This window comes from Oligoflexus sp. (assembly GCF_035638955.1).
Lineage (GTDB): Bacteria > Bdellovibrionota_B > Oligoflexia > Oligoflexales > Oligoflexaceae > Oligoflexus.
This window is the reverse complement of sequence record NZ_DASQYZ010000404.1, coordinates 1-14,808: the sequence shown is the minus strand read 5'-3', so window position 1 is coordinate 14,808 and position 14,808 is coordinate 1. Positions and strand designations below refer to the sequence as shown.

The 14,808-nt window shown below is 52.3% G+C and carries 13 protein-coding genes; 9 read left to right on the top strand and 4 right to left on the bottom strand.

What is annotated here, in order from left to right:
• Window positions 1-5: 5 nt before the first annotated feature.
• The 3 genes from VE954_RS34680 to VE954_RS34670 all read right to left on the bottom strand — a co-directional run bounded on the left by VE954_RS34680 (window position 6) and on the right by VE954_RS34670 (window position 3,158).
• The gene (locus VE954_RS34680; RefSeq protein ID WP_324961712.1) at window positions 6-1,328 is read right to left on the bottom strand and encodes an acetyl-CoA C-acyltransferase; all 1,323 of its coding nucleotides are present in this window, start codon (window positions 1,326-1,328) and stop codon (window positions 6-8) included.
• Window positions 1,329-1,579: 251 nt separating this feature from the next.
• Complete coding sequence (locus VE954_RS34675) at window positions 1,580-1,966, bottom strand: PilZ domain-containing protein (RefSeq protein WP_324961710.1); 387 nt, start codon at window positions 1,964-1,966, stop codon at window positions 1,580-1,582.
• Window positions 1,967-2,039: 73 nt separating this feature from the next.
• Window positions 2,040-3,158: a hypothetical protein gene (locus tag VE954_RS34670; RefSeq protein WP_324961709.1), complete on the bottom strand. Its 1,119-nt coding sequence runs from the start codon at window positions 3,156-3,158 to the stop codon at window positions 2,040-2,042.
• A 311-nt stretch (window positions 3,159-3,469) separates the two neighbouring features.
• Between VE954_RS34670 and ileS the strand changes: the two genes are divergently transcribed.
• The 6 genes from ileS to VE954_RS34640 all read left to right on the top strand — a co-directional run bounded on the left by ileS (window position 3,470) and on the right by VE954_RS34640 (window position 11,215).
• A complete protein-coding gene (gene ileS, locus VE954_RS34665) occupies window positions 3,470-6,646 on the top strand; it encodes an isoleucine--tRNA ligase (protein WP_324961707.1) in 3,177 nt (1,058 codons plus the stop codon).
• 91 nt (window positions 6,647-6,737) lie between these two features.
• Window positions 6,738-7,778, top strand: a complete 1,041-nt coding sequence (locus tag VE954_RS34660; RefSeq protein WP_324961750.1) for an aminopeptidase — start codon at window positions 6,738-6,740, stop codon at window positions 7,776-7,778.
• A complete protein-coding gene (gene mgtE, locus VE954_RS34655; RefSeq protein WP_324961706.1) occupies window positions 7,775-9,160 on the top strand; it encodes a magnesium transporter in 1,386 nt (461 codons plus the stop codon). Before VE954_RS34660 ends, mgtE begins: the two co-directional genes overlap by 4 nt.
• Window positions 9,160-9,870 carry a lipoyl protein ligase domain-containing protein gene (locus VE954_RS34650; protein ID WP_324961704.1) on the top strand — a complete coding sequence of 237 codons (711 nt, stop codon included), beginning with the start codon at window positions 9,160-9,162 and terminating at the stop codon, window positions 9,868-9,870. Before mgtE ends, VE954_RS34650 begins: the two co-directional genes overlap by 1 nt.
• A 120-nt stretch (window positions 9,871-9,990) precedes the next feature.
• Window positions 9,991-10,413 (top strand): hypothetical protein, encoded by a 423-nt coding sequence (locus VE954_RS34645; RefSeq protein ID WP_324961702.1) that lies wholly within the window; start codon window positions 9,991-9,993, stop codon window positions 10,411-10,413.
• 7 nt (window positions 10,414-10,420) lie between these two features.
• Window positions 10,421-11,215, top strand: a complete 795-nt coding sequence (locus VE954_RS34640; protein WP_324961700.1) for an RES family NAD+ phosphorylase — start codon at window positions 10,421-10,423, stop codon at window positions 11,213-11,215.
• A 4-nt stretch (window positions 11,216-11,219) separates the two neighbouring features.
• On the opposite strand, the gene VE954_RS34635 is transcribed toward VE954_RS34640, so the two are convergent.
• On the bottom strand, window positions 11,220-12,164 hold the full coding sequence (locus VE954_RS34635) for a hypothetical protein (protein ID WP_324961698.1): 945 nt from the start codon (window positions 12,162-12,164) through the stop codon (window positions 11,220-11,222).
• On the opposite strand from VE954_RS34635, the gene VE954_RS34630 reads away from it, so the two are divergent.
• The 3 genes from VE954_RS34630 to VE954_RS34620 all read left to right on the top strand — a co-directional run.
• Complete coding sequence (locus VE954_RS34630) at window positions 12,165-12,815, top strand: radical SAM protein (protein ID WP_324961696.1); 651 nt, start codon at window positions 12,165-12,167, stop codon at window positions 12,813-12,815.
• Between the two features lie 3 nt (window positions 12,816-12,818).
• Window positions 12,819-14,072, top strand: coding sequence for an aspartate aminotransferase family protein (locus VE954_RS34625; RefSeq protein WP_324961694.1), 1,254 nt, complete (start codon window positions 12,819-12,821; stop codon window positions 14,070-14,072).
• Window positions 14,073-14,175: 103 nt separating this feature from the next.
• A partial coding sequence (locus VE954_RS34620; protein WP_324961693.1) for an AAA family ATPase occupies window positions 14,176-14,808 on the top strand: 633 nt, incomplete at its 3' end.

Below are 14,808 nucleotides of genomic sequence, written 5' to 3'. Positions count from 1 at the left end.
TCCTCTCAAGCGTAGCGTTCGATTAACATGGCACCCGACATGCCGCCAGCCGCACAAATTGCAATCAAACCGAGGTTTTTATTGCGGCGAATCAATTCGTTCGACAGCGTGGTCACCAGGCGAGCGCCCGTGGCTCCGAACGGGTGACCGATGGCAATGGCACCGCCATTGACGTTGAGCTTTTCTTCGGGAATCGAGCCAAAGGCTTTGCTGTCACCAAAGTAACGTTCGCAGAAATCCTTGGATTCCATGGAACGCAGGCAACTCAGAACCTGAGCCGCGAAGGCTTCATGAATTTCGAAAAGGTCGATATCACCGAGGCCCAGCCCGTTGCGCTTGAGCAGGTAGGGAATGGCCACAGCCGGTCCAATCAAAAGCTGTTCGGTGGGATCCACGCCGACGAAGAAGAAATCGCGAATCCGCGACTTGGGTTTGAGGCCCAGGGATTTGGCCACCTGCTCGTCGGTGATCAGAGCCACCGCCGCGCCATCGGTCAGAGCCGAGGAGTTACCGGCGGTGAGCGAGCCATAATTTTTGTCAAAGGCTGGCTTCAACGTCGAGAGCTTTTCGAGGGACGTATCGCCACGAATGATGTTGTCCTTATCCACGGCTTCAAAACCCGAAGGGGCCCAGACCGGAATGATTTCTTCATCGAAACGACCGGATCTTTGCGCTTCTGCAGCCTTCCGGTGCGACGCCTGAGCGAACTTATCCTGCTCTTCGCGGGAAATCTTGTTCAGCTTGGCCATGATTTCCGCACTTTCACCCATGGTCAGGCCGGTTAGCGGTTCGGCCAACGCCGGGGGCTTCGGCAGCCAGGCTTTGGCTGAAAAATGCGAGAGCATGGCGAGTTTATCGGTAGGGCTTTTAGCCTTATTGAGCGCCAAGAGAAACTGACGTGCTTCCTTGGAATAAACAATAGGCACATCCGACAGAACCTCGACACCACCGGCCAGCGACGTCATGGGTTGGCCGAAGGTAATGGATTTGGCGGCATCAGCGATCGTGTGCAGACTGCTGGCACAGGCTCGATTCAAAGTATAACCGTGAATATGCGGGGGCAGGCCCAGGTTGATCACGGCGTCACGGCCGACGTTACCGTTCTTGGTTTGCGGAACCACCACGCCAGCACTGATTTCATCGATATGCTGAGGATCGAATTCCAACTTACGCAGCAAACCGTCGACAACGCGGCTATAGAGTTCCAAAGCATCGGCGTTCTCAAAGGCGCCAAATGATTTGACGAAAGGCGTGCGCACCCCATCGATGAAGACAGGCTTGCCGTTTCCATCAGGGAGCTGAGCACGATACTTGGTCACGTTCAACATAGGTATCTCCCGATTGTCCTGTGGTTCAAAGGTGCCTCCCAATGTGGATTCTTTTTGATTTTTAAACAAGACCAAATTCGGCCGCGACTGACAGCCGAGCCCAGCTCCGGAAGGCTTGGGGGAGATAACACAAGGCACGAAAGCATGCTGCCCAGGTTGCCTTGCAGCCCCGGGCGGCGGTTCCATGGTGACAAAAGCTTTACATAGCAGGGATTTTCATTGGGAATGATAAAGGTACAGGTGTGCTCTAATTAAAGTTGGCCGCGGGTTTTGAGACTCGCCACGATTTGTTCAATCAGCATGATGTCTGTATTGGTCATATCCAGGAAGGTTCCACCAATGCGAAAGCGTTGCGGGTCAAACCATCTGACCTCACAGCGACAGATAAACCTTGCAGGAGCTGGGATTCCCAGAGGACTCAAGGGAATATTCAACCAGTACTGAGCACCGGGCGCGGCCGAAACCTCGCCGGTGAATTCCAGCTTGAAACCACCCGTACTGATATCGAGCAGGACTGCACTTTGACAAAAAAACGGCAGCCATTTAAAACGTCGAACTTCCACCAGAGCATGAGAAACATAGCGTTTGGCGCGTGGTTTGGCGACCTGGGCTTCCAAACTGTTTGCATCGGCTGCCAAGAGCTGCCTCCTTATCGACCGGATAATATCCCTTAAGTATAGGGCATAGGTCCGGGCGACGTCCATGGGAACCTCAGAACGCCGTTTGAACCTTGAGCTCAAAGCGTTGGGTTTTCCAAAGGCTACCCTGCGAGGAAAAGTTTTCGGGCAGATGATTGTAGAGTTCGATGCGCGTCAGCAGGTGCTGATAGATGAGTCCGGTCTGATAACGCTTTTCCAGTCCGAAATAATCGAGGTTCAAGGCCAAAGGCCCGTTCACGTAAATGTTTTCCAGAGTGCTTCGGGTTTTCTTGAATTGTTCATTCCGCTCTTCCCGCAGATGGAGCGTACCGGCCAGGGGCACGCGGATGCGATGGAACATGGCATCCTTATGAATGAGCTGACTCGTATGCATTTCCAGCGCGTAAAAACCCTGAGTTTGCTCCAAAAGGATCGACTGCGGTGGGACGATCTGATTGGCCGTTGGTGCCCCTCGAGCGGCCACGCGACCACGGAATTGAAATTCCGGCAGCCCCTTCAACCAGTTCGTGGATTCCATGGTTGCCAAGGGAATGTTGCTGTCGGCCAGGTTCTGCTCCTGCATCAAAGGGCCAATTTCATATTGGACCTTGGCCTTGGGTGCATAGTGAACCAACGCGTACTCATCGATCGTGGTCGCAGGCAAGGCCGCCAGGCGGAAACTTTCCGAACTCGGTTCCACGTTCTTGACGATTAACCCATACCGAAGAGGTTTCGTAGCAGCGGTCTCCGGTTGCGCGGCACGGCCACCAATATTGAAAGAGATTCCCGTCCGCAGGGATTCCGGCAGCGCGGTGGACTTGAATTCCCGACCTAAAAATGTCGACATCGAACGGGTCAAATCCGTAGGTTTCGCGGTCGTGATGTGGGAAGTGAGTTTATAAATAGACAGGGAACGAAGACGGGCGTCCTGCGGCTTGGTCCCGGTTCGACTTTGGAGATCCAGCAGCTGCACGTGCTGGTCGCGATTCATCAAGCTTTTGGTGATGGCACCATAAAGGGGTCGGGTGAAGATAAAAGACTGGGAAGCCACCGGACGGGGTCCTTCCACCAGGAAGGGCCGACTGTCAATCCAGCCATCAGCGCTTTGGGCCTGGCTGCGCAGAGACAAAAAGAGACCAGACAGGACCAAAATTCCTGTCAGGAAAGGCTTTTTTGTAGAATTCGTCGCCATTTCTCACTGCTCCAACACCGCTTGGGGACACAACAGGGAAAATCCACGGAGGACGGTCGCATCAGGTCGCAGCTGAAGAGGTGCAACCACGGTGCCAAAATGATGCAAATGCATCACCTGGCGTAAACCAAAACAATGCTTATAGTAATTGGAACCTGCGGCAGCCCGTGCCGGGTCTTGAGAACCTCTTACTGTCGGGCAGGGACCAAGGATGGCAGAGCTTTCAAGGGGTTGTTCCTGTTGTTCAGCTTGTCCATAAGGTGTACAACAATGCAAATTGTTCGCTGTCCGCGATTTTCCAGGAGTATCGGATGAAAGCCATTAGCTCAAACGTCAACTTGCCCCAAATGGAGGAGGAAGTCCTAGCCTTTTGGGCTGAGCAAAAAATTTTCGAGAAATCCAATGCGCAGCGCAAAGGTCAGCGCGAATTTGCGTTTTATGATGGGCCTCCCTTTGCGAACGGCCTGCCTCATTATGGGCACCTCCTGGCGAACACGATTAAAGATACCGTGCCTCGTTACTGGAATATGCGCGGATACTATGTGGAACGCCGCTTCGGTTGGGATACCCATGGTGTTCCGGTGGAATTTGAAATTGAGAAGACGCACAATCTGAAAGGTCGACAGGACATTCTGGATATGGGTGTGGCGAAGTTCAATGAACTGTGCCGCAGCTCAGTCGTGCATTACGTCGGTGAATGGCGCAAGACGATCACGCGTTTGGGTCGTTGGGTGGACTGGGATAACCAATATCGCACCATGGATAAGAATTTCATGGAATCGGTCTGGTGGGTTTTCAAAACCCTTTATGATCGCGGCATGGTTTATCAGGGTCACAAGGTGGTGCCTTATTCCCCGCGTATCACGGCGGTCCTCTCCAACTTTGAAGCCAATCAGAATTATCAGGATGTGCAGGATCCGGCGATTACGGTGAAGTTCAAGCTGGTGGATGAGAATGCTTATCTGCTCGCCTGGACCACGACGCCGTGGACGCTGATCTCCAACCTGGCGTTGGCCATCGGCCCTGATATTGAATATGTCAAAGTCAAAGCCAACGAAAACGGCGAAACTTATTATCTCGCCAAGGCCCGTCTTGACGCCGTTTTCAAAAAGAAAAAAGGTGAAGGCGAGCCTTACCAGATACTGGCGGAAATGAAGGCCAGTGATCTGGCCGGTCGCCGTTACGAGCCGATCTTCCCTTACTTCAAAGGCCACAAGAACGCCTTTCAGGTCCTGGTCGATGGCTATGTGACAACGGAAGAGGGTACGGGTATCGTTCACCAGTCACCGGCTTTCGGTGAGGACGACTTCCGCGTTTGCGCCGCTGCCGACATCGAGATCGTCGATCCGCTCGACGTGGAAGCCAAATTCAAGGATGTGATCCCTGAATTCAAAGGCCTCTTTGTCAAGGAAGCCGATAAGGAAATCATCAAATCCCTCAAGGATTCGGCCCATCTTTTGCGGCACGAAACTCTGGTCCACAGTTATCCCATGTGCGAACGCACGGGCGAGCCGCTCATCTATCGCGCCATCCCCTCGTGGTTTGTGGCCGTGGAGCAAATGAAAGATCAGCTGGTGGAGAACAATCTCACCATCAACTGGGTGCCCGAGCATTTGAAACTGGGCCGCATGGGCAACTGGCTGAAAAACGCCCGCGATTGGGCTATCAGCCGGAACCGCTTCTGGGGTACGCCCTTGCCGATCTGGATCTGTGACAGGAACGATCAGCATCGCAAGGTTCTGGGCTCGGTCCAGGAACTGGAAGAGTTGACCGGTGAAAAAGTGGACGATCTTCACGTTCATAAAATCGATCATCTGCGCCTGCAGTGCCCGGAATGTGCAGGACACATGAAGCGTGTGGCGGAAGTCTTCGACTGCTGGTTTGAATCCGGCTCGATGCCTTACGCGCAGCTGCATTATCCCTTTGAAAATAAAGACCGGTTTGAATCGATCTTCCCGGCTGACTTCATCGCTGAAGGTCAGGATCAAACCCGCGGCTGGTTCTATACGCTCGCCGTTCTCAGCGGTGCCCTCTTCGGCAAGCCTGCGTTTAAAAACGTGGTGGTCAACGGCATGATTCTGGCCGCTGATGGCAAAAAAATGTCCAAGCGCTGGAAGAACTATACGCCGCCCGAGGAACTCATCTCGTCCTTTGGTGCGGACAGCGTGCGCCTCTACATGCTGAACTCAGCGGTTCTGCGCGCCGAGGATTTGCGCTTTAGCAACGACGGCGTGAAGGAAACCACGCGTTCGGTGATTCTGCCGCTCTGGAATGCCTTCAGCTTCCTGACGACCTATGCCGCTGCTGATGGTTGGCAGCCTTCGGCCCAGCTGGTGACCGGATCGGCACCACAGGTTTCCGGTGAACTGGATCGCTGGTTGATCTCGCGTCTCCATACTCTGATTGCCGGTGTGCATAAGGAAATGGAAGGTTATCACCTTTACAATGTGGTGCCGCGGGTTCTGGCTTTTATTGAAGACCTGACCAACTGGTACATCCGTCTCAGCCGCCGCCGCTTCTGGGCTGGTGAAAAAACTTTGAGTGCGGACACCAAAAAGGCCTATGAAACGCTTTATTATGTGATGACGGGCTTTGCGAAAATTTTTGCGCCGTTTGCACCGTTTATGGCCGAGCGCATCTATCGCGGTCTTACCGAAAATCTCGCGGGTGTGCCGGCTTCGGTTCACCTCTGTGATATGCCTGTGGCCGAGGACAAGGTGATCGATAGCGCTCTGGAACGCCGCATGGATCTCGTGCGGACCGTGGCCGAGTTGGGTCGTTCGCTCCGGGCGAAGCATCAGATCAAAACCCGTCAGGTCCTGCCGGGCATGATGGTCATCACCCGCAGCCAGAGCGATGCCGATCATGTGGCCAGTGCGCAGGGTCTCATCAAAAGCGAATTGAATCTGAAAGAGCTGCAATTCAGTACGGATGAAACCCAGTTTGTGAACCTGTCGGTGAAGCCGAACCTCAAAACATTGGGCAAACGCCTGGGCAAGGATCTGAACGCCTTGCGTACGCATTTCGAGGAGCTGAATAAAAATCCGCAGGAAGTGGCTAAGCTTCTGGCTGCTGTGGAATCCGGCGCTGAAACCCAGGTATTGGGACACATTCTGGCCATCGAGGATTTCCTGATTGATCGTGGTCCGAAAGATGACCGCCTCATCGCAACGGCGATGGGGGTTACCGTTCTTTTGGATACGCATCTGACCGAGGCGCTGATTCTGGAAGGCCTGGCCCGTGAAGTGGTCAACCGGGTGCAAAACTTCCGCAAGGACAGTGGTCTTCAGGTCACGGACAGAATTGATATTCAAATTCAGGCAGGCGATGAGATCACTCGTGCGGTGCAGCAATTCCAGGATTACATCAAGGCGGAAACGCAAGGTCGCTCGTTGACGGCGGTCGGTAGCCTGACGACGGAATTCAAAGGCACCTTTGAACTGGCTGAAGAAACGATTCAGCTCGGTATCACGACACTGCGCAGTTAAGGGCGCAGCCATGGGTCAGGGTCCGCTTTCCTTTTTGCGCAGAAGAGGTCAGAATGGGCCCTTGAACCAAGGGTGGAGGGGCTGGATCGTGATGGCTGGAAACCGATGGATACTGGGGCTTTGCGCCTGGATACTGAGTTCCTGTTACAGCCTCCAGCAGGCCTATTGGTTTAATAATGCCTTTAACAGCCGTATGCCGGTCACGGATGTTCTGCAGCAATCCGGACTCCCTGAGACGGCTCGTCGCAAACTTCAGCTCAGCCGCCAGGTTCTTAAGTTTGCTGACGAGCAAGGACTCAATGTCGGCAATGCCTACCAACACTATATTCCACCGGGCCCTGGGACTGTCAGCTATCTGGTTCAAGCGGCTGAAGCGGACCGACTGGCGCTGAAAACCTGGTGGTTTCCCTTCGTGGGAACCGTACCCTATCTGGGTTTTTTCAACCGTGAGGCGCGTGACGACAAGGCCAAGGACCTCAAGGCTGAAGGTTTGGACGTGAGTCTCGGTACCGTGGGTGCCTTTTCCAGTCTGGGCTGGTTCGCCGATCCCATCTATGATGCTATGACCAAACGCAGGGACGAGGATTATATCCAGCTGCTTCTGCATGAACTTGTGCATCGCAGTTTCTGGTCGAAGGGCTCGGCCGCGTTCAACGAAAACCTCGCCGAGTTCGCCAGCTTGCATCTGGCCGAGGTCTATTTGAAGGCGCACCGAGGCGGGGCTGGACTTGCGGAGTTGAAGAATTATAAAGCTGAAAAGGAAAAGCTCTCCCAGTGGATCTTTTCCTTGCGCGACGCCCTGAAAGAGCTTTATGGCAAGCCTATGGACCGTGATCAAAAGTTAAAGGACAAGGCCGCGATCATCCTATCGTTTCGCCGTGAGCGTTTTCCGGAACTCACCAATCCGGAGCTGGCGGGGGCACGCGATCGGGAGTGGAACAATGCGTCCATCCTTGGTGCCGCTCTCTACGCACCCGATACGAAGCGTTTCCAAAAAGCTTTTGATTGTCTTAAACCGGACCGCATGGGCGATTTCCTGGAGGCTTTGCAGGAAGCGGAAGACAGGACCTCAACCGTCGAGCAGGCGCTGGATAGTCTTTGTGCAATAGTCATAGAAAAGGAAGGCGCATGATGATCGACGATCTCAAGCCGACGGCTGGTTCCATTTCTCAATTGCTGGCCGAACGGGCGTTTAAAAAGCTGCGGCTCATCTTCAAGGACATTGAAGCCGCGGATCTATCAGAAATACTCGCGCAGCTTGATATCGTTTCCTGCATTGTGCTTATCAGGCTCATTCCCAAGGACCGGCGGGCTGAGGTCTTTTCCTATCTGCCATTCGAACATCAGGCGAAGCTCCTCGATCATCTCCCGGATCTGGTATCAGCGTCCCTTCTGAATCAGATGGAGACGGTGGATCGCACGCATCTTCTCCAAAATCTTCCTTTTGAAATTCGGGAAAAGCTGATTCTGAAACTGCATCCGGAAGAGATGCAGATCACCTGGCAGATGCTGTCCTATAAGCCCAGCAGCGTCGGGCGCCTGATGAATCCGGAATTTTTCTCGATTCCGTCCGGCATGTCGGTGCATGATGCGTTGGCCGCGATCCGCTGGAGCGGCAGTCGAGTTCCGGAAAACCTTTTGAATCAAATTTTTGTCGTTGATCCGCAAGGTAAACTCCTGGGCCATGTGAATCTTTCGAGCCTGGTTCTGGCCGATCCGGCCACCATTCTGGTCGATGAACTGATGGAAAAGCAGCTTGTCACCCTGCTCGTCACCGATGATCGGCGCAAGGCGGTGGATGTTTTCCGCAAATACGATCGACCCTATATTCCTGTTCTGAATACCGAAGGCTGGATGCTTGGTGTGATTGAGGCCGAGGACGTCTTTGATGTGGCGGAAGAAGAGGCCACCTATGATATTCAAGCGTTTGGTGGCTTGAGCCGTCTGCAGGATGCATATTTTCAAACCACATTGCTGCAGCTCTTTCGCAAGCGAGGCTCCTGGCTTTTAGCTATTTTCATCGTCTCGATGCTGTCCAGCGCCATTCTGCAGAATATGTTTCGTGAGATCAATGGCCCTGGCTTGATGCTGCTCTTTCTGCCGATGGTCCTCTCCGCTGGGGGCATGGCTGGTTCCCAATCCGCTGCCCTTACCATGCGTGGTCTCGCCGTGCGCGAAATCCTGGGCGGTGATATCTGGCGGCTTTTGCGGCGTGAGCTTATCGTTGGTGTTGGATTGGGACTCGTGCTGGGTGGGCTGGGCTTTCTTTACGCGCATTATGTGGAGTCTTTGGATGGGCCTTTTGCCTTCATGTTTGCCTTGCTGGTCGGGGTGACCGTTGTGATCGGCATTTTTCTGGGCGCGATTTTGCCTTTTATTATGCAGCGTTTCCGGCTTGATCCTGCCATTTCTTCGGCGCCTGTGATTGCTACGGTTATGGATATCCTGGGCTTGCTCCTGCTGATGTTTTTTACCCTGATGTGGTTTCAAGGCCTTGTGCAAGGGAGCCCCTGATGTGGATTGATGACCAGGTTCTCAAGGCTTGCGCTTCGCCGCTGGCGACTCAGGTATGGATTCCCGATGCTCCGATGGTGGTGCTCGGACGTGGCAACAAGGTGGACAAGGAAGTTAACGTTCGCAGCTGCGTCGATGATGGGATTCCCATTATGAAACGCCTGGGCGGCGGCGGTACGGTGCTGCTGCATCCGGGCTGCTTGATTGTCAGCCTTGGGCTTTGGGTCAAGGAATTCTATGCCAATGATCGATACTTTCGCCTGCTGAATCAGTCCGTGATCGATTGTCTTAATCTTGAATTACCTGACGTCGCTTTCGATCAACGCGGGCATTCCGATATCGTGCACGGTCAGCTTAAAATTGCCGGCACTTCACTCTTTCGCAGCCGCAACTATCTTCTCTACCAGGCCTCCCTCCTGGTGGATATGCAGATCACATGGATTGAAAAATACCTGGCGCATCCCAGCCTGGAACCTGACTACCGCAAAGGCCGGAGTCATCGGGATTTTCTTACAGACCTTGGCACTTTGGGTCAGATCGATGTGCAGCATTGGTGTCAGCTCTTCGAAGAGCAGCTGCCGGCATGCGTCGAAAAAAACTTTGCGGCTGAAAAAATTCAACCGCAGGATGCCCAGATTCCACATGTGTTGAGTCGAGTGGGCGAGGAGTGGCTCAAGCCGGAAGAGATAGCAGCGGCATTGGAAGAGTAGCCTGGATGAGTTGAGTCATTTTAATCATAAAAAATTTAATAAAATCATTATATTATAACTAATGTTTGATTTTCGGTTGAAAACAACCGATATTCTCTGCTTGAGGGATAGGAGGCGACTATGTCGATCCAGGCTGCAAGCAAATACTCGGTGGAAGACAAACGTCGTGTCCTGGGTAAAGCATTTTGGGGAATATCCCGTTTTTATGATTTTTCCAGGGAAGAACAGGCTGTGTTGTTTGGTATGTCCAAAACCAATCGGGTTCCTCTTAAAAAGTTGGAAGAAAGTTTAAGCATCCCAGATTTTGAAGCAGTGGAAATCATTGTAAGCCACTTGTTGGGTATCCACAAAAATTTAGGCATTTTGTATCCCAGGGCTGATGAGTTGGATGGCAATCATCGCTTGAAAACTTCCTGGTTCAAAAGACCTATGCGAGAACTCAATGACAAAACTCCAATGGAATTTATTTTGGAAGATGAACGCCCACTTTCCAAGATAACGGTCTTAAGGAGACTCCTGGATCTTAAGCGCACATCCACTTAAGGAGTCTATGGAGCCTTCTGAGCTTTTGGATCAATGTCCATTGGGTACCTACGATGGACCATGTTTTCGGGCAATTTACACATCATTTCCAAGTCGCAATCTGTATTCTGACATAGGCTTTCGAGAGGGCGATCCCGATTTTGAAATCGCCATGCATCTTGCTGATAGCGATGCTTCCATAGATTTCTCACAACCGCAGCAATTGCGGCCTTTCCAGTACAGTGATCTTGATAACTTCTTAAGGACATATACTTCGGAAGTTATACCGCGGGAGAATCTGCTTTTCCCGTTGATTAACATGCAAAAAGGCAGATTTTCAGATGGGACATTTGGTGTATTCTATGCTGCGGCAGAGGAAGCAACATCATTAGCCGAAGTGGCTTTTCATTTTATAGAAGACTGTCAGTACGAGATAAAAATGTCTCCCCAGATTTTCAGAAGCTGGGACATTGACAAGCGTATTATTCAAATTGAAATTGTAGAGTCCGGTATTTATGACTTTCGTCCGTTTGCTGGACAAGTTCCGGAGCTTACGGCTGACGCCCTTGAGTACTGCCAAGCCCTAGGAATCCTGTTGAAAAAGCGTAAGATTCCTTTGGCACTAACACCATCTGCTCGAGTTGAACGGGGGACTTGCATTCCCATTTTTTCAGAGTCTGCGATACCAAAAGGCCAGGTTAGAACAATTCACTACTATCATTTCAAGTTCGACAGAGCTACAGGACTGAAAGTAAAGAAATCCGACGTCCATCAGACTGATTGGACTATTCCAGCCGATTGGAAGCTACCTCTGAACGAGTGAGCCCTCACACCCGAATCTCAATAGTCGAACGAACCCGCCCGATGCGTTTCAAATCCGCCACGAAGCTGGTGGTCATGACAGCAAACAGCGCAAAGAGCAGTGCACTGACGGCTATGGATAGACCTTCTGTCAGCATCGGGATCACGCCGAAGGGAAAGGCATCACTGGTGGTGAACCAGATCGAACGCGGCACGCCCATGCGATTATCCAGATGATTCAAGGCATTGATGCCTGCCTCAACGAGCGAAAGGCTACCGAGCAGAAGCATTTCGTAGGTTAAAAGGACGAAGTAAGCCGACCAGCGGGTCATACCGCTGCCGCGGGTATATTCCATGCGCAGCGAGCCTCCAACGGCGCGGCGGGCATTCCGCGGATCCATGACGAGCAGGACAGGCGCGGCGGCGGCCACCACGCACAAGGTGATCAGCAGGAGCTGCGAGATGATGCCAAAGCCCGGGCCCGCGGCCGTCAGGAAAATGAGAATAAAGAGCAGAATACCGAGCAGAAAAAAGGTAAAAAGCCACTTCGGGAACAGGCGCAGGCTTTTCTGCAGGACGGGCAGGATTTCGACTTTTTCACCGTCGATCTGAGAGAACGCAGCCGTCACCCAGGCCAGGTAACCCCAGAGGGCCAGGAGCGCGGCGATAAGGAGCTCCAGGCTACTGTAAAGACTGAAGGATTCGACTTTGGTCAGCAGGGTAAAAAAATCCTGCGGCGCCTGGGTATTGATATCATGGACCGCGTTTGCGGCACGCAGCGAGCTCATCCAATAAACCAGGTACTGAGGTATTGCGATCGCCGCCATACTGATATAAACCAGCTGTGGCCAAATAGCCTTGAAGAGTGACCAGCCTCTTTGCCATGGGAAGGGGCCGCGGGCGGCTTCAGCAGGGGCTTCGTTTCGATTGCCTTCATTCATTTCAAATCGGTCCTTGTCCAGGAAACTCACATGCAACGCTCATTACTCATAACCGAGATCTATAAAAGTGTCCAAGGGGAAGCCGCTTATGCGGGGTGGCCCTGCAGTTTTGTGCGTTTGACTGGCTGTCCCCTGCGTTGCCGTTGGTGCGATACCGTCTACGGCTTCCATGGTGGAGAGCGCCGCAGTTTTGAAAATATTCTAGCCGAATTGGATCGGCTCGGCTGCCCCCTGGTGGAGATCACCGGCGGTGAACCTTTGGCCCAACCCGAAACACCAGCGCTGATCGAGACTCTCATTCACCTTGGCTATAAGGTGATGATTGAAACCAGCGGCTCGGAGCCTATTGAACACCTGCATCCGGCGACGCATATCATCATGGATCTGAAATGCCCGGATAGCGGCATGGAAGATCGCAATCTTTATGAAAACCTCAGTCATCTGAAAAGCACCGATGAAATTAAATTTGTGATTGCCAGTCGCAAGGACTTTGAATGGGCGCGCGACCGCGTCCGTATGGGCGATCTCGATACGCATTTTCAGATCCTCTTCTCCTCGGCCTTCGGTCTGGTGAAACCCGCCGACCTGGTCGAATGGATTCTGGATGCTGGACTGCATCGCGTGCGTTTGAATCTTCAGCAGCATAAATACATTTGGAATCCTCGCGCCAAAGGAGTTTGAAGCATGACAAACAACGCGGAATGGCTGCAAAGATTGCAGGCTGTTGAGTGTCGTGATTCCAGTTACAACGCGAAAGTCGACCCTCTGGTGTTTGCCCGAGCTCAGGGTTCCACCGTCTGGGACGCCGAGGGACGGTCTTATATCGATCTTTGCGCGGGTTTTGGGGTGGTCGCTCTTGGGCATAATAATGAGGTTCAAAAGCGCGTTTTTGCTTCGTCCTTGAATGATGAGGCTTTGGTTACGCATGGGATGGGTGATGTGTATCCATCGATTGCCAAAATTGAGATGCTGGAAACTCTGGCCGCGGCTTTGCCATCGCATCTGACCAAAGGTGGACTCGCTTTGAGTGGCGGCCAGGCTGTGGAATTTGCCGTGAAAACCGCGCAGATTGCGACCGGTGCCAAAGGCTTTATCAATTTTCATGGCAGCTATCACGGTCTCGATCTCGGTATTCTGCCTCTGACCTCACGCCAGGATTTTAAGGATCCCTTCCGTGGTTGGTTGCCAGAAGATCGCGTGACGGAGTTACCCTTTTCCTGTGAACTGAGCCTCGTACGCAAAGCCATTCATCAGCAAAAAGCTGCCGGCTTTGGCTGCGCGGCTGTCATCATTGAGCCGATCCAGGGCCGGGCTGGTATTCGTAAGAATGGCCTCGACTGGCTCGCCGGCCTTGCCGATATCTGCCAGCAGGAAAAGGTATTACTCATTTACGACGAAGTTTTCACCGGTCTCGGTCGCACAGGTCAGATCACCTTTGCTGAAATGGTGCCCTGTGATCTTCTCTGTCTCGGTAAAGCCCTAGGCGGTGGTCTCCCGCTCTCTGCTTGCTTCGGTCGTGCTGAAGTCATGGACGCGTGGCCGCAGAATGAAGGGGAGGGCATTCATACCGGAACCTTCTTCGGCCATCCTCTATCCTGCCGTTTGGGGGCTGAAACCCTGCGCACGATTCAAAGGCAAAAATTGCCGCAGCGTTCCCTGGAATTGGGATCCAAACTCCAAGTCGTTCTTCGGGAAAAATTGCAACATCATCCGCTCTTTTCTGATGTGCGCGGGCAGGGTTTGATGGTCGGACTCGAGCTGAGCGAGCCGTTGGCTGGTGCTCGTCTTATGGATATTCTTCGTCGGCATGGCGTTATTGCTCTGGCGAGTGGTGACAAAGGTCAAGGTATTTCCATCACTCCGGCTTTGAACATTGGTGAGCATGAGCTGTTCCTTGCCGTGGAGCGAATTGCTATAGCGATGGACGATCTGGAGTAGTCTTCGCCGGCCGAATATTCCAACTTGACGTAATTTCAGAGATTTATTACTAATGAAGTGTCGGTTCATATAAACGCTATTTATTTGAATAGAGACTTCATTGATGTATAATCGAATGATATCGTTGTCAAAAATTCCAAACCGGTCTTTTTTTCTCTGGGGCCCAAGGCAAAGCGGCAAATCGACACTTCTTCATAAACTCTACCCAAATGCCAAATATATTGATCTCCTGCAATCCGACGTTTTCGCTTCTTACGTGCGACGCCCGGCTTTGCTTCGAGAGTTGGACACCCAAGCCAATCTCATAGTCATTGATGAAGTGCAGAAAATACCTGAGCTACTGGACGAAGTGCACTGGTGCATTGAGAATCAAAAACGTATTTTTGCACTGTGCGGATCCAGCGCTCGTAAACTGAAGAGAGGTCACGCAAATCTCCTAGGTGGAAGAGCTCTTCGATACGAATTATATGGTCTTAGCGCACAAGAAATTGGACCAGAGTTTGGTCTGATACGTATGTTGAATCATGGCTATCTGCCTAGCCACTATGATTGTGATGAAAAAGAATTAAAACGGCTCTTGCTGTCCTATGTCGGCGACTATCTGCGGGAAGAAGTGGCTGCTGAAGGCTTGGTGAGAAACCTTACGGTTTTTTCCGACTTCCTAAATATGGCTGCACTTTCAGACAGCGAGCAGATTAACTTCGCCAGCTTTGCTCGCGACCTTGGTGTATCTTCA